Consider the following 17,970-nt stretch of genomic DNA (forward strand, 5'->3'; position numbering starts at 1 on the left):
CGGTCGTGCCCGGCTCGGACGACGCCATCAGGGCGGCCGACCGTCTCCTGGTGCGCACACGGCCCGCCGTCGGGGCCCCGCCCCGGAGGTGGCCCGGCGAACGGCCCGCCGGGTGCCGGGGGAGGGGCCTTCGCGGAACGCCTACCCTTGAGCCATGACCAGCAGCGGCGACCGGAGCACGGCAGTGGACGTTTCATCTCCGAAAACGTACGAAGTGCGCACCTATGGGTGCCAGATGAACGTCCATGACTCCGAGCGATTGTCCGGACTGCTGGAGGAGGCGGGGTACGTAGCCGCGCCCGAGGGTTCCGACGGGGACGCGGACGTCGTCGTCTTCAACACCTGCGCGGTCCGGGAGAACGCCGACAACCGGCTGTACGGCAACCTCGGCCGGCTCGCGCCGCGAAAGACCTCCCGGCCCGGTATGCAGATCGCGGTCGGCGGCTGTCTCGCCCAGAAGGACCGGGACACCATCGTGAAGAGGGCGCCCTGGGTGGACGTCGTCTTCGGTACGCACAACATCGGCAAGCTGCCGGTCCTGCTGGAACGCGCACGTGTGCAGGAAGAGGCGCAGGTCGAGATCGCCGAGTCGCTGGAGGCGTTCCCCTCCACCCTGCCGACCCGGCGCGAGAGCGCCTACGCGGCCTGGGTGTCCGTCTCCGTCGGCTGCAACAACACCTGTACCTTCTGCATCGTCCCGGCCCTGCGCGGCAAGGAGAAGGACCGCCGCACCGGCGACATCCTCGCCGAGATCGAGGCCCTGGTCGACGAGGGCGTTTCCGAGATCACGCTGCTCGGGCAGAACGTCAACGCGTACGGCTCCGACATCGGCGACCGCGAGGCCTTCAGCAAGCTGCTCCGGGCCTGCGGGAAGATCGAGGGCCTCGAAAGGGTCCGTTTCACCTCCCCGCACCCCCGTGACTTCACCGACGACGTCATCGCGGCGATGGCCGAGACGCCGAACGTGATGCCGCAGCTGCACATGCCCATGCAGTCCGGCTCGGACACGATCCTGAAGGCGATGCGCCGCTCCTACCGGCAGGAGCGTTACCTCGGGATCATCGAGAAGGTCCGCGCGGCCATCCCGCACGCGGCGATCACCACCGACATCATCGTCGGCTTCCCGGGTGAGACCGAGGAGGACTTCGAGCAGACGATGCACGCGGTCCGCGAGGCCCGTTTCGCGCAGGCGTTCACCTTCCAGTACTCCAAGCGCCCCGGCACCCCGGCGGCGACCATGGAGAACCAGATCCCCAAGGAGGTCGTCCAGGCGCGCTACGAGCGTCTCGTCGCCCTCCAGGAGGAGATCTCCTGGGACGAGAACAAGAAGCAGGTCGGCCGCACCCTGGAGCTGATGGTCGCGGAGGGCGAGGGCCGCAAGGACGGCGCCACCCACCGCCTCTCCGGCCGCGCCCCCGACAACCGCCTGGTCCACTTCACCAAGCCCGACCAGGAGGTCCGCCCCGGCGACGTGGTGACGGTCGACATCACCTACGCCGCCCCCCACCACCTCCTCGCCGAGGGCGCCGTCCTCACGGTGCGCCGCACACGCGCGGGGGACGCGTGGGAGAAGCGGAACGCGGCCGAGGCCACCCAGCCCGCGGGTGTCATGCTGGGCCTCCCTAAGATCGGGATTCCCGAGCCGCTGCCGGCGGCCACGGGTGGCTGCGCGGCGCACTGAGCGCTCGCCATCGGTCATGCAGGAGGGGCGGGGCATGGGGCGCTGGGTGATTCTGGTCGACCGCAGTATGGGGAACCACCGCGACATCGATGAAGTGGCGCACTTCGAAGGCACCAGGGACGAGGCTCGGGCCCGCCTGTACGAGCTCGCCTGCACCCACCGTCCGGGCGGCGGCCGGCGCCAGAAGCGCCGGCAGGTCTACCGGTTCGCGGACGGGGACGCCTACTACGTGAGCATCGAGGGTCTGATGGCCACGATTCGCGTGGAGTACCGGCTGGGCGAACTGGCATGGAGCACCCATCCCGAGTCCTGGCCCTGGGCCTGGAAGTAGGCTGCCGATCATGCTTGTAGCAGCCGCTGTCTGCCCGTGTCCGCCGCTTCTCGTGCCGCAGGTCGCCGCCGGGGCCGCGGCCGAGCTCGACGGGGCCCGCGCCGCCTGCACGGACGCGCTGGGCGTCCTCGCGGCGGCCCGGCCCGACCACCTCGTCGTCGTGGGGCCCGCCGAACAGAGCGGGCGCGGCCCGCACCCCCAGGGCGCCAGGGGCTCGTTCAGCGGCTTCGGCGTGGACGTGGACGTACGGCTCGGACCGGAGCGGGGGCCGGCCCCGCAGCGCCCGCTGCCGACCTCCCTCGCCGTGGCCGCCTGGTTGCTGGAGCGCACCGGCTGGTCGGATGCCCCGATCGAGGGACTCGGCGTGGGGGAACCGCTGGAGGCCGAGCGGTGTATGGAGACCGGGAGGGGAGTCGCCGCCCGGGCCGAGCGGGTGGCGCTGCTGGTGATGGGAGACGCCAGTGCCTGCCGCACGCTCAAGGCACCCGGCTATCTCGACGAGCGAGCGGCCCCCTTCGACGCGGAGGTCGCCCGTGCGCTGGGCGCGGCCGACGTGGCGGCCCTGGCTGCGTTGGACGCCGAGTTGGCGTACGAACTGAAGGCCTCTGGCCGGGCGCCCTGGCAAGTCCTCGCCGGCGCGGCAGAAGGTGCGGGCCTGGGTGGCTCGCTGCTGTACGAGGACGCCCCGTACGGCGTGGGGTACGTGGTCGCGACCTGGTCCTGAGGGCCGTAGGAGAGTTGCCCGGGGCCGGTCCGGAAACGGCGGACGGCCGGGAGCGTGTGCCCCGCGGCCGTCCGTCGGTGTGCCGGTCAGGAAGCCGGCGGGGGTGAGGACGGCGGCGTGCCGCCGCCACCCGGTCCCTCCGCGCCGTCCTGGTGCGCGAGTCGGTCCATGGCGTCCTTGGCCTTGCCCGTTCCCGTCTGGATCCGGTCGCTGTACTTGCCCTTGGTCTTCTCGTCCACGACCTTCGCGGCCCTGTCGAGGCCGTGCTGGATCTTGTCCCCGTGCTGCTGCGCGAGCCCGGAGACCTTGTCCTTCGCCGGGGTGAGCTTGGCCTTGAAACTGTCCAGGAGACCCATCGTGCACCTTTCCGAGCGGGGCAGTTACGTGCGGGCGCCCTCGCCGACCTCACTGTCGGCCGCTTCCTCGGCGGACTGCTGCTTGGGGATCTCGACGCCCTCGGCGGTGTCCTCGACGGCCTCCGTCGCCGTCGAGCCGTCCGGGTCCCCGGCTCCGGCAGCCTCGGCGTCCTCGGCCTCGCTGTCGGACCTGGCCTCGCTGTCGGACCTGGCCTCGGCCGGCTCCTTCGCCTCCGCCTCGTCCGCCGTGGGCTCGGCCGTCTGGGTGTCGGCCTGGGTCTCGGCGGTTGACGCCTCCTCCGTAGCCTTCGACCTCCGGAGAAGTCGTGCGAAAACGCCCATATTCACTCCATATGTTACTCGTGCGGGGGGAATCCCGCGTCATCCAGTGCGCCCGTGTGCGCCACCCGGATCGCCGCCCCCTTGGACAGGGCGGCGGAAACCACGCAACTGGCAACGACCCCGGGCCCGGGCCGTCACGTAACTCGTTCGAGGTGGCGCCCGGAGGTTTGCAAGACTGTGGCGGTGAGCAGCGCACCCCCCGCCCCCCGCGTCATCGCCGTCGTCGGACCCACCGCGGCCGGAAAGTCCGATCTGGGCGTCTTCCTCGCCCAGCACCTGGGCGGCGAGGTCGTCAACGCCGACTCCATGCAGCTCTACCGAGGGATGGACATCGGCACCGCCAAGCTGACGCCCGAGGAACGCGACGGCGTCCCGCACCACCTCCTCGACATCTGGGACGTGACGGTCGCGGCGTCCGTCGCCGAGTACCAGAGGCTCGCCCGCGCCAGGATCGACGCGCTGCTCGCCGAGGGTCGCTGGCCGATCCTTGTCGGCGGCTCCGGGCTGTACGTCCGCGGAGCCGTCGACAACCTGGAGTTCCCCGGCACCGACCCGGAGGTCAGGGCCCGTCTGGAGGAGGAGCTCGTGCTGCGCGGCTCCGGCGCGCTGCACGCCCGCCTTGCCGCCGCCGACCCCGGGGCCGCGCAGGCGATCCTCCCCAGCAACGGCCGCCGGATCGTCCGGGCCCTCGAAGTGATCGAGATCACCGGCAAGCCCTTCACCGCCAACCTCCCGGGCCATGACTCCGTCTACGACACCCTCCAGATCGGCGTCGACGTCGCCCGGCCCGAGCTCGACGAGCGCATCGCCCGCCGGGTCGACCGGATGTGGGATGCGGGCCTCGTGGACGAGGTGCGGGAACTGGAGGAGCGAGGGCTCAGCGAGGGGCGCACGGCCTCGCGCGCGCTCGGGTACCAACAGGTGCTCGCGGCGCTCGCGGGGGAGTGCACGATGGAGGCGGCGCGGGCCGAGACCGTCCGGGCCACCAAACGCTTCGCGCGCCGTCAGGATTCATGGTTCAGGCGCGATCCGCGGGTGCATTGGTTGAGTGGGGCTGCGGCACATCTCACAGAACTTCCGCAGCTCGCACTGGCGTTGGTCGAACGACCGGTCACAGCCTGATCACGTCATGGCATCGGGACGCTCAGGCCGTCATCCCGGCCTCCGGCGCCGTGCCATCATCGAGCTTCGATCGACCAAGTGGAGTCCGAGTTGGGAGGGCGCGTGGCGATGGAGGCCGGCCCTCGTGACACCGCACAAGGCACCGAGCCCCGCACCGTCGAGATCGGTGAAGCGGAGCAGGACGGCGACCGTCTGAGCCCCGACGGACCCGACGAGGTGCTGGGCGGTGTGACCGACGACGGTCCCGCGCCCGAGGAGATGTTCGTGGCCGGGGAAGAGGTCGAGGTCGAGCTGCGCCCGCAGCGCCGCCTGCGGATCTGGCAACTCGCCCCCATCGTGTCGCTGGCGGCCCTCGGCTCCCTGATGTTCGCCTTCCCGCTGGCCTTCGACTTCGGCGACAGCGGAGCGGTCATCGCGATGCTGGGCCTGCTGATCTGCTCCTGCGCGGCGGGCTGGGGAACGACGGCCGCGCGCCGCGTTGGTTACACGTGGCCCGGGCTCCCCTCGCGGGGCTCGGGAAGGCGCTCCGACTGGCGGGTCGTCCTCGCGTACGTGCTCCTGGTGGCTGTGGTGGTCGTGCTCGCGGTCTGGCGGGTAGCGCGGCTGCGTTAGGCGGTTCACGGGCCCCAGGTGTGCGGTTCCGCCGTCTGCGCGCGACCGGCCCCACCGGCCCGCGCCGTACGATCGAGACATGAGCACCCGGATCGCCTTCCTCAAGGGTCATGGCACCGAGAACGACTTCGTGATCGTCCCCGACCCCGAGAACACCCTCGACCTCTCCCCGGCCGCCGTCGCCGCCCTCTGCGACCGCCGCGCCGGCATCGGCGGTGACGGCCTGCTCCACGTCGTGCGATCCGCGTCCCACCCCGAGGCCGCCCCCATGGCCTCCGAGGCCGAGTGGTTCATGGACTACCGCAACGGCGACGGCTCCGTCGCCGAGATGTGCGGCAACGGCGTACGCGTCTTCGCGCGCTACCTCCAGCACGCCGGACACATCACCGAAGGCGACCTCGCGGTGGCCACGCGCGGGGGCGTGAAGGCCGTGCACATCGACAAGGCGGGCGACGTCACCGTCGGCATGGGCAAGGCCCTGCTCCCCGCCGGGGACGTCACGGTGAGCGTCGGCGACCGTGACTGGCCCGCCCGGAACGTGAACATGGGCAACCCGCACGCCGTCGCCTTCGTGGACGACCTCGCGCACGCCGGCGACCTATACTCCCCGCCGCCCTTCAGCCCGGCCGCCGCCTATCCGGACGGGGTCAACGTCGAGTTCGTGGTCGACCGCGGCCCCGGCCATGTCGCCATGCGCGTGCACGAGCGTGGCTCGGGTGAGACCCGTTCGTGCGGCACGGGCGCGTGCGCCGTCGCCGTCGCCGCGGCCCGCAGGGACGGCGCCGACCCGACGGCCACCGGCACACCGGCGACGTACACCGTGGATGTGCCCGGCGGCACCCTGGTGATCACCGAGCGGGCGGACGGCGAGATCGAGATGACCGGCCCCGCGGTGATCGTCGCCGAGGGCGAGATCGACGCCGACTGGCTTGAAAACGCGGTTGGTTGACCATATGAATCACGGCACTGGGACTATCGGAGGCGTGGAAGCGCAGCCTCCGGCGTGCTGTGCGGTGCGAAACCACGGTCGGCTGCAGTTCAGGCGGCGCGAAATCGTAAACCTGGAAACCTTCGCTCGAATGGGTGATCCGTTTCACGCTCGCCGAGAGGCGGTCAGCCGGGCGTGATGGGCTCGGTAGCATCAAGCACCGGCCCGGACGGGGGACAGATGCCATCCCCTGAGCCGTGTCCGCCATGGGGCACCCCGTCCGCCGGTCCACAGCCGGAGGTGCCCATGAGTGCGGAGGCCACGAACCCCGCGACCCCAGGTCCGGTGACCGGTGCGGCCGCCCGCTGGCGGGCGCGGATCGACCTGCGCCGCCTGGGCCGCGCCGCGCTGCTCGGCCCCGCCGCCCGCGACCGGATGCCCGACGCCATCGGCCATGTCGCCGAGGCCCACCGCGCTCACCACCCCGACGCCGATCTCGAGCCCCTGCGCCGCGCCTACGTCCTGGCCGAGTCCTCGCATCGCGGCCAGATGCGCAAGAGCGGTGAGCCATACATCACACACCCGCTCGCCGTGACGTTGATTCTGGCCGAACTCGGCGCCGAAACCACCACGTTGACGGCCTCTCTGCTCCACGACACCGTCGAGGACACCGAGGTGACGCTCGACCAGGTCGGCGAGGAGTTCGGCGCGGAGGTCCGCTTCCTCGTCGACGGCGTCACCAAGCTGGAGAAGGTCGACTACGGCGCCGCCGCCGAGCCCGAGACCTTCCGCAAGATGCTCGTCGCCACCGGCAACGACGTCCGCGTGATGTCGATCAAACTCGCCGACCGGCTGCACAACATGCGCACCCTCGGCGTGATGCGCCCCGAGAAGCAGGCCCGCATCGCCAAGGTCACCCGCGACGTCCTCATCCCGCTCGCCGAACGACTCGGCGTACAGGCGCTCAAGACCGAGCTGGAGGACATGGTCTTCGCGATCCTCCACCCCGAGGAGTACGAGCACACGCGGGAGCTGATCGTCGACAACGCCTCCCGCGCGGACGACCCGCTCGCCGAGGTCGCCGACGAGGTGCGGGGTGTGCTGCGCGAGGCCGGGATCCCGGCCGAGGTCGTCATCCGGCCACGCCACTTCGTCTCCGTCCACCGGACGGCCCGCAAGCGCGGCCGGCTGCGCGGCGCGGACTTCGGCCGCCTGCTGGTCCTGGTCGGCGAGGACGCGGACTGTTACGGCGTCCTGGGCGAGCTGCACACCTGTCTGACGCCCGTCGTCTCGGAGTTCAAGGACTTCATCGCCGTACCGAAGTTCAACCTGTACCAGTCGCTGCACACCGCTGTGGCCCGCGGCGACGGCCAGGTCGTCGAGGTCCTCATCCGCACCCACCAGATGCACAAGGTCGCCGAGGCCGGAGTGGTCGCTCTCGGCAATCCGTACGCCTCCCCCTCGGACCCCTCGGAGGAGCAGAGCGCGAGCGCCGACGAGGAGCGGGTGGACCCCACCCGGCCCGGCTGGCTCTCCCGTCTCCTCGACTGGCAGGCAGCCGCCCCCGACGCCGACACCTTCTGGTCCACCCTCCGCGAGGACCTCGCCCAGGACCGTGAGATCACCGTGTTCCGGCCCGACGGCGGCACCTTGGGTCTGCCCGAGGGGGCGACCTGTGTGGACGCCGCGTACGCGCAGTACGGCGAGGACGCGCACGCGTGCCTCGGCGCCCGCGTCAACGGCCGTCTGGCGACCCTGAGCACCGTTCTGAAGGACGGCGACACCGTTCAGCTCCTCATGGGACAGGACCCCGCCGCCGAGCCCTCCACGGAGTGGCTGGAGCACGCGCACACGGCTGCGGCCCGGATCGCGATCCAGCGGTGGATCGCGACGCACCCCTCGCCCCGGGCCCCGCTGGACGTGGAGGAGCGGAACGGGACGCAAGCGCTGACGGTCGAGGACGTGCAGGCCGCGCGGGGGGAGGCGGAGCGCGCGAAGCTCTCGCAGCCGGCCGCCGCCGAGGCGCCCACGGACGACACGCCCGACAGCGCGGGCCGCAGCATCGCCGAATCTCCGGTCCCCGACGACCCCTCCGCCCGCCCCGGCACGGCCAACGCCCTTGTCGACCAGCCCGGAGCGATCGTCCGCCTGGCCGGCTGCTGCACACCCGTGCCGCCCGACGAGATCACCGGCTTCGCCGTGCGCGGGGGAGTGGTCACCGTGCACCGCGTGGAGTGCGCCGCGGTGGCGCGCATGAAAGACGTGGGGCGCAAGGAGGTCGACGTGCGCTGGGGCGACAGCGCCGAGTGCCGGGTCACGCTGTTCGCGGAATCGTTCGGCCGCCCGCATCTCCTCGCCGACCTCACCGAGGCCATGGCGGGCGAGGGCGCCGAAATCGTCTCCGCGACCGTCGAACCCCCCAGCCAGCAGCGGGTGCGTCACACGTACACCGTCCAGCTGCCGGACGCGGCCCTGCTGCCGTCCCTGATGCGGGCGATGCGGAACGTGGCCGGCGTGTATGACGTGAGCAGGGCCCAGACACCGGGGGCCTGACGCGGGCGCAGACGCGGGTCGCCGTCGATCTCGCGATGGGACGGCGCTGACAGACCGCGCCACGCGCGTGTAGCGGGCCGCGAGCACGCGGAGGAGTGTCTCCCGGCTCACGCGTGTGTGGTGGCCCACAGACCGCACATGTCGCTGCGTGCGGGCTGCGAGCAGGCCGAGGAGTGTCCCGGCCTTCACGCGTGTGTGGCGGCGCGCAGGACCGCACATGTCGCAGCGGCAGGGCCGGAGGACCCCGTTCGAGTGGGCTGGTCGCGCGTCGCCACCGCGGCACCCTCGCACGCTGCTAACGGTGGTGCATGCCGCTCACCGCCCGCACTCACGCCGGCCCCGCCCACGCCCAGCTCACCCCCGTCGGCCGTCCCGGCCCCGACGCCGCCCGCCCTCGTACCGGAACCGCTCGGCGGCGCAAGGCGGCCGCGCTGCTCGCCTCCGCCGTATCCGTCTGCCTGCTCGCCGCGAGCGCCCCGGCCGAGCCGCTCGGCATCGGGGACCGCCTCTTCCCGCACCTGGGCAACCCGGGCTACGACGTGGCGTCCTACGACCTCTCCTTCACCTATTCCGGCAGCAACAGCAAGCCGCTCACGGCCGTCACCACCATCGACGCCTGGACGACGACCGAACTCGACCGCATCAACCTCGACTTCGCTCACGGCGACGTCCAGTCGGTCGAGGTCGACGGCCGGCCCGCGGCGTTCACCAGCGCCGACGAGGACCTCGTGGTCACCCCCGACGAACCGCTGCCCGACGGCAGCTGGATGCGGATCACCGTCCGGCACACCAGCGACCCCGTCTCCGCCGACGACCGCGACGGCGGCTGGGTGCGCACGACGGACGGGCTCGCCATGGCCAACCAGGCCGACGTCGCCCACCTGGTGTTCCCCTGCAACGACCACCCCTCCGACAAGGCGATGTTCACCATCCGGGTCACCGCGCCCGACGGCTACACAGCCGTCGCGGGTGGCCTGCCCACCGACGTGGACCGGGCCGGCCGGGCGACCACGTGGACGTACCGCACCCAGCACCCCATGGCCACCGAGCTCGCGCAGGTCTCCATCGGCCGCTCCACGGTGCTGCGGCGCGGCGGCCCGCACGGACTGCCCGTCCGGGACGTCGTGCCCACCAAGGACCGCGCCGAGCTGGAGCCCTGGCTGAAGAAGACCCCGGACCAGATCGCCTGGATGGAGGGCAAGGTCGGCCCGTACCCCTTCGAGACGTACGGCATCCTCATGGCGGCCGCCGACACCGGCTTCGAGTTGGAGACCCAGACCCTCTCCCTCTTCGAGAAGGACCTCTTCACCGAGCCCGCCTACCCCAAGTGGTACGTCGAGTCGATCATGGTCCATGAGCTCGCCCACCAGTGGTTCGGCGACAGCGTCAGCCCCCGCACCTGGTCCGACCTGTGGCTCAACGAAGGCCACGCCACCTGGTACGAGGCCCTGTACGCGGAGGAGAAGGCGGGCCGCACCCTTGAGGCCCGCATGAAGGCCGCGTACGGCTTCTCCGACCGCTGGCGGGCCGCCGGCGGACCGCCGGCCGCACCCAACCCGCCCAAGGCCGGACAGAAGATCGGCATCTTCCGCCCGAACGTCTACGACGGCGCCGCACTCGTCCTGTACGCCCTGCGCCAGGAGATCGGCCGCAGGTCCTTCGAGAGCCTGGAGCGGGCCTGGGTGCAGGAACACCGGGACGGCACGGCGACGACCGCCGACTTCGTGCGGCTCGCCTCCGAGATCTCCGGGCGCGACCTCGACGGCTTCCTCCAGGACTGGCTCTACGGAGAGCGGACCCCGTCGATGCCCGGCCACCCGGACTGGAAGGCCGTGGCGCCCGCCGCACCGGTGAAATAAGGCCGTGACGAGACGCCCCGTACCGTGCGACCATCATCAGGTCGGAGCGGCACGGGGCGCGGGAATCTCCAGGGGTATCCGTGCGTTGAAGCACATGACCGCCGAATCGGAATCACCGACGACGTATCGACGACGTAAGGACCCAATGACCTCCTCTTCATCCCCTTCCCAGGACACGCAGCGACTCGCGCACACATACGCCGAAGGTCTTCGGGCCGATGCCCTGATGGAAGAGGACGTCGCCTGGAGCCACGAGATCGACGGAGAGCGGGACGGCGACCAGTTCGACCGCTCCGACCGCGCGGCCCTGCGCCGTGTCGCCGGCCTCTCCACCGAACTCGAGGACGTCACCGAGGTCGAGTACCGCCAGCTCCGCCTGGAGCAGGTCGTCCTCGTCGGTGTCTGGACCACGGGGACCGTGCAGGACGCGGACAACTCCCTCGCGGAGCTCGCCGCCCTCGCGGAGACCGCGGGCGCGGTCGTTCTCGACGGCGTGACGCAGCGTCGCGACAAGCCCGACGCGGCCACCTACATCGGTTCCGGCAAGGCCAACGAACTGCGGGACATCGTCCTGGAGACCGGCGCGGACACCGTCATCTGCGACGGTGAGCTCAGCCCGGGCCAGCTCATCCACCTCGAAGACGTCGTCAAGGTCAAGGTCATCGACCGTACGGCCCTGATCCTCGACATCTTCGCCCAGCACGCCAAGTCCCGGGAGGGCAAGGCGCAGGTCGCGCTCGCGCAGATGCAGTACATGCTGCCGAGGCTGCGCGGCTGGGGTCAGTCGCTGTCCCGTCAGATGGGCGGTGGCAAGGGCGGCGGCCTCGCCACCCGTGGTCCCGGTGAGACCAAGATTGAGACGGACCGGCGTCGGATCCGCGAGAAGATGGCGAAGATGCGCCGGGAGATCGCGGACATGAAGACCGGCCGCGAGATCAAGCGCCAGGAACGCAAGCGCCACAAGGTGCCGTCCGTCGCCATCGCGGGCTACACCAACGCCGGCAAGTCGTCCCTGCTCAACCGCCTCACGGGCGCGGGAGTCCTGGTCGAGAACGCCCTGTTCGCGACCCTGGACCCGACCGTCCGCCGCGCGGAGACCCCGAGCGGCCGCCTGTACACGCTGGCCGACACCGTCGGTTTTGTACGGCACCTGCCGCACCACCTGGTCGAGGCGTTCCGCTCCACCATGGAGGAGGTCGGCGAGTCCGACCTGATCCTGCACGTGGTGGACGGCTCGCACCCGAACCCCGAGGAGCAGCTGGCCGCCGTACGCGAGGTGATCAGGGACGTCGGCGCCACCGGCGTGCCCGAGATCGTCGTGATCAACAAGGCCGACGCGGCGGACCCGTTGACGCTCCAGCGGCTGATGCGGATCGAGACGCGCTCCATCGCGGTCTCGGCCCGTACCGGCCAGGGCATCGACCAGCTGCTCGCCCTGATCGACAACGAACTGCCCAGGCCGTCCGTCGAGATCGAGGCACTCGTGCCGTACACCCACGGCAAGCTGGTCGCCCGCGCCCACGACGAGGGCGAGGTGATCTCCGAGGAGCACACGGCGGAGGGCACCCTGCTCAAGGTGCGGGTGCACGAGGAACTGGCCGCGGACCTGTCGCCGTACGTGCCGGCACCGGTGGCCTGAGCGCCGTAGCACTCCTGAGAGGCCCGCCCCTTCTGGAAGGGGCGGGCCTCTCGCATGTCCCGGGTGGTAGACATCGGTCACTGGTCACTGGTCGCTGGTCGCCGGCCGTCGTCACCGGGCGCCGCGGTCGGAAGCGGTTTTCGGAGGCGGTTTTCGGGGGCGGTCGAGGTCGGGGAACGGGCCGGGAGCGGTCACCGACCCGCGAACTTCTCGCTGACCGAGTCGTACACGCCCTCGGCCACCTCACCCAGCCGGGGTCCGGACAGCCAGCCCGCGCTCACCGGGCCGATCGAGGTGTTGGACACCAGCGCCGGCTCACCGTCCGCCCCCGCCGCGACCCAGCCGCCGCCCGACGAACCACCGGTCATCGTGCAGCCGATGCGGTACATCGTCGGTTCCGAGGCATTGATCGACAGCCGTCCCGGCCTGTCCTGGCACTGGTACAGCGTCTCCCCGTCGAACGGAGCCGCCGCCGGATACCCGGAGGCCGTGATGCTCTCCACCTGCGGCACCGCCGGAGCGTTGAAGTTCACCGGCAGGGCCGAACCGACCGTCTCCTCCAACGACTTGCCCGTGCCGCCCTCCTCCGGTGTCACATGGATGACGGCGAAGTCGTACGGGGCGCCGTCCCCGCCGGTCGGACCCCCCTGCCCGATCCACTGGTCCGAGGTCTGGGCCCAGTCGGCCCACCAGACGCCGTAAGGGGCGAGCTCTTTCGCGGTCGCTCCCGCCAACTGCCCGGCGGACAGGGCATGGTCGTTGTACGACGGAACGAACGCGATGTTGCGGTACCAGCCACCGCTCCGGCCCGCATGCACACAATGCCCCGCCGTCCACACCAGGTTGGACTTCCCCGGGTGGGCCGGGTCCTGCACGACCGTCGCCGAGCAGACCATCGTGCCCTCAGGGGAGTCGAAGAACACCTTGCCCGCATCGGGGGCATTGTCGTGGTACGTAGGCGACACGGCCTTCGCGGCCACCGGTGCCGGCTCCGGGTCGGTCACACCCTGGTCGCCCGAGAGGTCGCTCTCCCGGACACCCCGGTCGGGATCCTCAGCCCCGCGCATCCGGTCCGGGTCCCACAGCCCCTCGATGATCGGGTTGATGTAGTCCTGGGCCTCCCGCAGCCAGTCGTCCCTGTCCCAGTTCTTCCAGGCGCCGTCCTTCCACTTGTCGACGTCGATCCCGTGCTCTTTGAGCCGGTCCCTGATGTCGTCGGGAATCGTGATCTTGCCGTCGCCCTCGGACGCGGCGGGAGCGGACGGGGAGGTCTGCGCGTTGGTGTCCGCCGCGTCCGAGCCGCAGGCCGTCGCGGTCAGGGCCAGCAACGAGGTGAGGGCCAAGGCCGTCAGCATGGGTGAGATTCTGCGGCGCGCGCCCCTTACACCCTCGCCGCGAGCGATCAACCACAGCGGTTCGGATCGCATGCTCTGCCTCCCCTGGTGTGGGCGAACAGGGTGCCAGGGCCTGCGACTTACGCAGACGTCCCGCGAGTTCGCCTTCCGGCACCGCGCCTTGGAACGGCACCACACACTATGCGCCCGCTGTGGGTGAGTTCCGACGGAATCGCAACAGTTTCGTCACGCCAAAATCCTTCGACAACCCGTAACCCGGTGAGCGGTCCCGGGTTGGTAGCGATGGGGGGCCTGCCGCCGGGCGGACGGGCCGGTCCTCCGCGCCCCAATTCCCGGAGATTCGCAGACATCAGGGCATCGAAGCGCCGAGATGTCGAGCAAAGCCCCGTGGGGTTCCGTATGTCGGGGCGGGTGAGTCCGCGAAGGAACCGCTTGCCCCTGCACAGCGCGACGACGGGAGAACCATGGCCGTGACCGACACCGCACCCGGGGAGGCCATGACGGGACACACAGCCGTCGAGGATCCTTCGGCCACCCGCGCCGCCCACGAGGGGATCCTGCGGCGCCAGTCGGCCCGTGAGTCGGCGGCACGCACCTACGCCCGTGCCCTCCCGATCGTGCCCGTACGCGCACGGGGACTGACCATCGAGGGCGCCGACGGACGCCGCTACCTGGACTGCCTCTCGGGTGCGGGCACCCTGGCCCTCCGGAGCTTGCCGCCGCCGTCCAGCGGGAGTGCCTGCGGCGGGGCCTGATCGTCGAACTCGGCGGCCGCCACGCGAGCGTTGTCCGCCTGCTCCCGCCCTTGACGATCACCGACGAACAGGCGACCGCTGTCCTCGACCGTCTCGCCGACGCTGTGGCAGCGGTGGCCCGCGGGGGCGATCCCCTTGGTGGCTCCGGTGGCGGGAGGCGATAGCAGCGACGGGGCCGGAGCTGGCGTGACGGGGGCGAGCGGGCGCAGGTGCGGGCGCGGTGGCTGGCAGGTGGTACTTGCGGCGGGTGGGGGTGCGGGAGTGGGTGCCCGTGCGGGTGCGTGTGCCGGTACTTGTTGCCGGCCCAGCTCAGAGGGCCGAGGCTCTGATACTTCCCGGAGACGGGGTGCCGGGAGACGAAGGGGTGGCAGCGGCCGGTGCGTTGGCGGGAGCGGCGTCAGGGACCAGGGCCGTAGCCACACCTCCAGCCGGAGTGGCGGTTCCTCCCGAAGCGGACCGGACAGCCGCATGCGCCTGCGGCGTACCGGTGCCTCCGAACATGCGTTGTCTTCACGCTGCTTGTCGGCCCAGCACATTCCAACCATCACTCACCTCCACTCACCTGCTCATCCACCGTCGGATCCCGTCAGCCCCTCCGAGGCAGCAGCACCCGAGACAGAACCACCCCGAACCAGAACCACCCCGAGGAACACCGAACGTGAACACCACCCCCGCCCCTGATGGCCGCGCCACCACGCACCCGCACAACTCCTCCGCCACCGTCCCCTCTCCGCAGCGCCCCCTTCGACCTCACCACACCCCGTCCCAGGGCGGCCCGCCTGAACGAGAACGCTTGGGTGGCATCACCGCCGACCTCCTCGATCACCCCGACCCACACACCGTGGCCGAAGCCGCGACCGTGGAGAACCTGCTGCGCTGCTGGGTCCGTGAGGCGGGCTTCCCCGCGCCCGACGACGGCACCCTCCGCGTTCCCCTCCCCGCCAGCGGCGTCACCCTCCTCGTCCCCGTCCGCTATTGGTCCCCGACCGGGTGGCACCGCTTCGGCCTCCCTCGTTTCGCCGGCGCCCCGGAACAGGCCCCGCCGGCCGACGCGGTCACCGTCGCAGCGCTGCTGACCCGCGAGTCGGAGACAGCGCACACCGCCGCCTCGGGCACCGAGCTCACCGCCCGCGTCGCCGATTCGGTCCGCCGCACCGCCACCTTCGTCCGCGAGCGTCGCAAATACCCGGACGACGGCCCGGATCTCTTCCTCACCGCCGAACAGGCACTCGTCCTCGGCCACCCACTGCACCCGGCCCCGAAGAGCCGCGAAGGCCTCTCCGAAGCCGAAGGTGCCTCCTACTCACCCGAGTTGCGTGGCTCCTTCCCCCTGCATTGGCTCGCCGTCGATCCCTCCGTCCTCGCCGCGGACTCGGCCTGGACCGAACGCGGTCGTCCCGTCACCGCCCCTCAGCTCACCCGCCGCCTGGCCGGCCCCGACCTGCGGTTGCCCGATGGCCACGCGGCCCTGCCGCTGCACCCCTGGCAACTCCGTGAGGTCCGGCACCGCCCCGAAACCGCCGCGCTGTTCGATGCCGGACTGCTCCATGACCTGGGTGCCCATGGCCTCGCGTGGCATCCGACCTCCTCCGTCCGCACGGTCCATCGCTCCGGTGCCCCCGCCATGCTCAAGCTCTCGCTGGGCCTGCGCATCACCAACTCCCGCCGTGAGAACCTCCGCAAAGAACTCCACCGTGGGGTCGAGGTGCACCGGCTGCTCCGTGCGGGTCTGTCCACGGAGTGGCAGGCGGTCCACCCTGCGTTCGACATCATCCGCGACCCTGCTTGGCTCGCCGTCGATGTGCCGGACGGCCGCCCCGCACCGGGCCTCGACGTGGTGATCCGGCACAACCCGTTCCTTCCGTCGAGCGACGTCTCCTGCATCGCCGGTCTGGTCTCCCCCCGTCCCCGAGCCCGTCCTGGTGCCACGGATGGTCGCCCGGAGACCCACCGCCCGGAGATCCACTGCCCGGAGATCCACTGCCCGGACCAGGACCGTCCGGACGCGGACCGACTGGATGCGGACGGCTTGGCAACGGACCAGGCGGACACGGACCGCTCTGTCTGGCGGTCCCGGCTCTCCGAGATCGTCACCCGTCTCGCCGCCCGGACCGGCCGCCCCCGGGGAGCCGTCGCCGCTGAGTGGTTCCTGCGCTACCTCGAACAGGTCGTCCGCCCAGTGCTGTGGCTCGACGGCGAGGCAGGGATCGCGCTGGAGGCGCACCAGCAGAACACCTTGGTCCTGCTGGACACCGACGGCTGGCCCGTAGGCGGTCGCTATCGCGACAACCAGGGCTACTACTTCCGCAAGTCCCGACGCGCGGAGCTCGAGGCCCGGCTGCCCGGTATCGGCGAGCACAGCGACACCTTCGTCTCCGACGAGGTCACTGACGAGCGCTTCGCCTACTACCTGGCGATCAACAACGTCCTCGGCCTCATCGGCGCCTTCGGCTCCCAGCGTCTGGCCGACGAACGGCTGCTGCTCGCGGCCTTCCGCCGCTTCCTCACCGACGCGGCCTCCGGACCCACCCGACTGCGCACCACCCTCCCCGGCCGCTTGCTCGACTCACCCGTCCTGCGCTGCAAGGCCAATCTGCTGACCCGTGTGCACGGCCTGGACGAACTCGTCGGCCCGGTCGACACCCAGTCCGTCTACGTCGCCATCGCCAACCCCCTTCACACCTGAGGAACATGACCCACCCCGCCTCCTGAGAGGAGCGCCCCGTGTCTCCCACCGACGCGCGTGCCAACGCGCATTCCGCCCGCTTCGCCGACATCGGCATCCGTACCGGCACCTGTCCGGACCCCACCGCGGACAGCGACGCCCGGGGCACCGGTTGTGGCGCCGGCAACGAGGACACGCTGGATCTGCGTCTGCCCGAGGAACTCCTGGCCCTCCTCAAGACCGACAGCCCAGGCTCAGTCGGAGTCGGAGTCGGAGTCGGAGTCGGAGTCGGAGCCGGGTGCCAGAGCTGGAACGTCGGCACCGCCTCGCCCGCCTCACCAGCCTCGCTCGACCAGACAGACGGTGACCTGCTCGGCGGCATCGCCGACTGGGGACCGATCACCACCCCAGCAGGCGTGTTTCAACTCGTCCCCGTAAGCGTCGAGCGGGACGCCCCGCTCGTCTGCCGTTGGATGAACGACCCCGCCGTCACCGCGTTCTGGGAGCTGGCCGGGCCCCAGAACGTGACGGAGGACCATCTGCGATCCCAGCTCACCGGGGACGGGCGCAGCATGCCCTGCCTCGGGATGCTGGAGGGCAACCCGATGAGCTACTGGGAGATCTACCGGGCAGACCTCGATCCGCTGGCCCGCCACTATCCAGCCAGACCGCACGACACCGGTATCCACCTCCTCATCGGCGCCGTCACCGATCGCGGGCGCGGTCTCGGCAGCACCCTGGTGAAAGCTGTCGCCGATCTCGCCCTCGACAAGCGACCGACCTGTGCCCGCGTCGTCGCGGAACCCGACCTTCGCAACATCCCGTCCGTCACCGCCTTTCTGAGTGCAGGCTTCCGTTTCTCCGCAGAGGTGGACCTGCCCGCCAAGCGGGCAGCCCTCATGATCCGAGACCGGTCCCTGCGTGATCTGCTGTAGCTGTTCGTAATTGCGTAATCACTTTTGGTACACCGCTCGTGCCGGACCGGTTCCCACTCGGCGAGAAGTTTTCTGCGACACCACCGGATCCCATGACTCCCACCTCGCCCCCC

At 71.0% G+C, this 17,970-nt stretch carries 14 protein-coding genes and 1 pseudogene; 12 read left to right on the forward strand and 3 right to left on the reverse strand.

Features of this window, described 5'->3' with window-relative positions; translation table 11 throughout:
• The first annotated feature begins 154 nt into the window (after nucleotides 1-154).
• From miaB to ACZ48Z_RS24815, 3 genes are read left to right on the forward strand one after another with little or no spacing between them, the layout of a single operon-like run.
• Nucleotides 155-1,681, forward strand: a complete 1,527-nt coding sequence (miaB, locus tag ACZ48Z_RS24805; protein WP_468738064.1) for a tRNA (N6-isopentenyl adenosine(37)-C2)-methylthiotransferase MiaB — start codon at nucleotides 155-157, stop codon at nucleotides 1,679-1,681.
• Nucleotides 1,682-1,715: 34 nt separating this feature from the next.
• A complete protein-coding gene (locus tag ACZ48Z_RS24810; protein ID WP_468738065.1) occupies nucleotides 1,716-2,012 on the forward strand; it encodes a hypothetical protein in 297 nt (98 codons plus the stop codon).
• A gap of 10 nt (nucleotides 2,013-2,022) precedes the next feature.
• Nucleotides 2,023-2,736: a class III extradiol dioxygenase subunit B-like domain-containing protein gene (locus ACZ48Z_RS24815; protein ID WP_468738066.1), complete on the forward strand. Its 714-nt coding sequence runs from the start codon at nucleotides 2,023-2,025 to the stop codon at nucleotides 2,734-2,736.
• Between the two features lie 86 nt (nucleotides 2,737-2,822).
• On the opposite strand, the gene ACZ48Z_RS24820 is transcribed toward ACZ48Z_RS24815, so the two are convergent.
• Together ACZ48Z_RS24820 and ACZ48Z_RS24825 are read right to left on the reverse strand one after the other, a co-directional pair.
• Nucleotides 2,823-3,092: an antitoxin gene (locus ACZ48Z_RS24820; protein WP_468738067.1), complete on the reverse strand. Its 270-nt coding sequence runs from the start codon at nucleotides 3,090-3,092 to the stop codon at nucleotides 2,823-2,825.
• Nucleotides 3,093-3,116: 24 nt separating this feature from the next.
• On the reverse strand, nucleotides 3,117-3,434 hold the full coding sequence (locus ACZ48Z_RS24825; protein WP_468738068.1) for a hypothetical protein: 318 nt from the start codon (nucleotides 3,432-3,434) through the stop codon (nucleotides 3,117-3,119).
• Nucleotides 3,435-3,617: 183 nt separating this feature from the next.
• On the opposite strand from ACZ48Z_RS24825, the gene miaA reads away from it, so the two are divergent.
• From miaA to hflX, 6 genes are all read left to right on the forward strand, one after another.
• Complete coding sequence (gene miaA, locus ACZ48Z_RS24830; protein WP_468738069.1) at nucleotides 3,618-4,556, forward strand: tRNA (adenosine(37)-N6)-dimethylallyltransferase MiaA; 939 nt, start codon at nucleotides 3,618-3,620, stop codon at nucleotides 4,554-4,556.
• A gap of 108 nt (nucleotides 4,557-4,664) precedes the next feature.
• Nucleotides 4,665-5,168 carry a hypothetical protein gene (locus ACZ48Z_RS24835; protein ID WP_468738252.1) on the forward strand — a complete coding sequence of 168 codons (504 nt, stop codon included), beginning with the start codon at nucleotides 4,665-4,667 and terminating at the stop codon, nucleotides 5,166-5,168.
• Nucleotides 5,169-5,247: 79 nt separating this feature from the next.
• A complete protein-coding gene (gene dapF / locus ACZ48Z_RS24840) occupies nucleotides 5,248-6,117 on the forward strand; it encodes a diaminopimelate epimerase (RefSeq protein WP_468738070.1) in 870 nt (289 codons plus the stop codon).
• 285 nt (nucleotides 6,118-6,402) lie between these two features.
• Nucleotides 6,403-8,649, forward strand: coding sequence for a RelA/SpoT family protein (locus ACZ48Z_RS24845; protein ID WP_468738071.1), 2,247 nt, complete (start codon nucleotides 6,403-6,405; stop codon nucleotides 8,647-8,649).
• Nucleotides 8,650-8,957: 308 nt separating this feature from the next.
• Complete coding sequence (locus ACZ48Z_RS24850; protein ID WP_468738072.1) at nucleotides 8,958-10,508, forward strand: M1 family metallopeptidase; 1,551 nt, start codon at nucleotides 8,958-8,960, stop codon at nucleotides 10,506-10,508.
• Nucleotides 10,509-10,653: 145 nt separating this feature from the next.
• Nucleotides 10,654-12,147, forward strand: coding sequence for a GTPase HflX (gene hflX, locus ACZ48Z_RS24855; protein ID WP_468738073.1), 1,494 nt, complete (start codon nucleotides 10,654-10,656; stop codon nucleotides 12,145-12,147).
• Nucleotides 12,148-12,338: 191 nt separating this feature from the next.
• Here the strand turns inward: hflX and ACZ48Z_RS24860 are convergent, their stop codons facing one another.
• Nucleotides 12,339-13,574, reverse strand: coding sequence for a trypsin-like serine peptidase (locus ACZ48Z_RS24860; protein WP_468738074.1), 1,236 nt, complete (start codon nucleotides 13,572-13,574; stop codon nucleotides 12,339-12,341).
• A gap of 425 nt (nucleotides 13,575-13,999) precedes the next feature.
• Here ACZ48Z_RS24860 and ACZ48Z_RS24865 point away from each other — a divergent pair.
• The 3 genes and pseudogenes from ACZ48Z_RS24865 to ACZ48Z_RS24875 all read left to right on the forward strand — a co-directional run.
• Nucleotides 14,000-14,209, forward strand: a pseudogene (locus tag ACZ48Z_RS24865) (aspartate aminotransferase family protein); the annotation flags it as partial.
• 706 nt (nucleotides 14,210-14,915) lie between these two features.
• On the forward strand, nucleotides 14,916-16,943 hold the full coding sequence (locus tag ACZ48Z_RS24870; RefSeq protein WP_468738075.1) for an IucA/IucC family protein: 2,028 nt from the start codon (nucleotides 14,916-14,918) through the stop codon (nucleotides 16,941-16,943).
• A gap of 38 nt (nucleotides 16,944-16,981) precedes the next feature.
• Nucleotides 16,982-17,857, forward strand: a complete 876-nt coding sequence (locus tag ACZ48Z_RS24875) for a GNAT family N-acetyltransferase (RefSeq protein WP_468738076.1) — start codon at nucleotides 16,982-16,984, stop codon at nucleotides 17,855-17,857.
• Nucleotides 17,858-17,970: the final 113 nt, after the last annotated feature.

It is taken from the genome of Streptomyces sp. NPDC031225 (assembly GCF_055570355.1).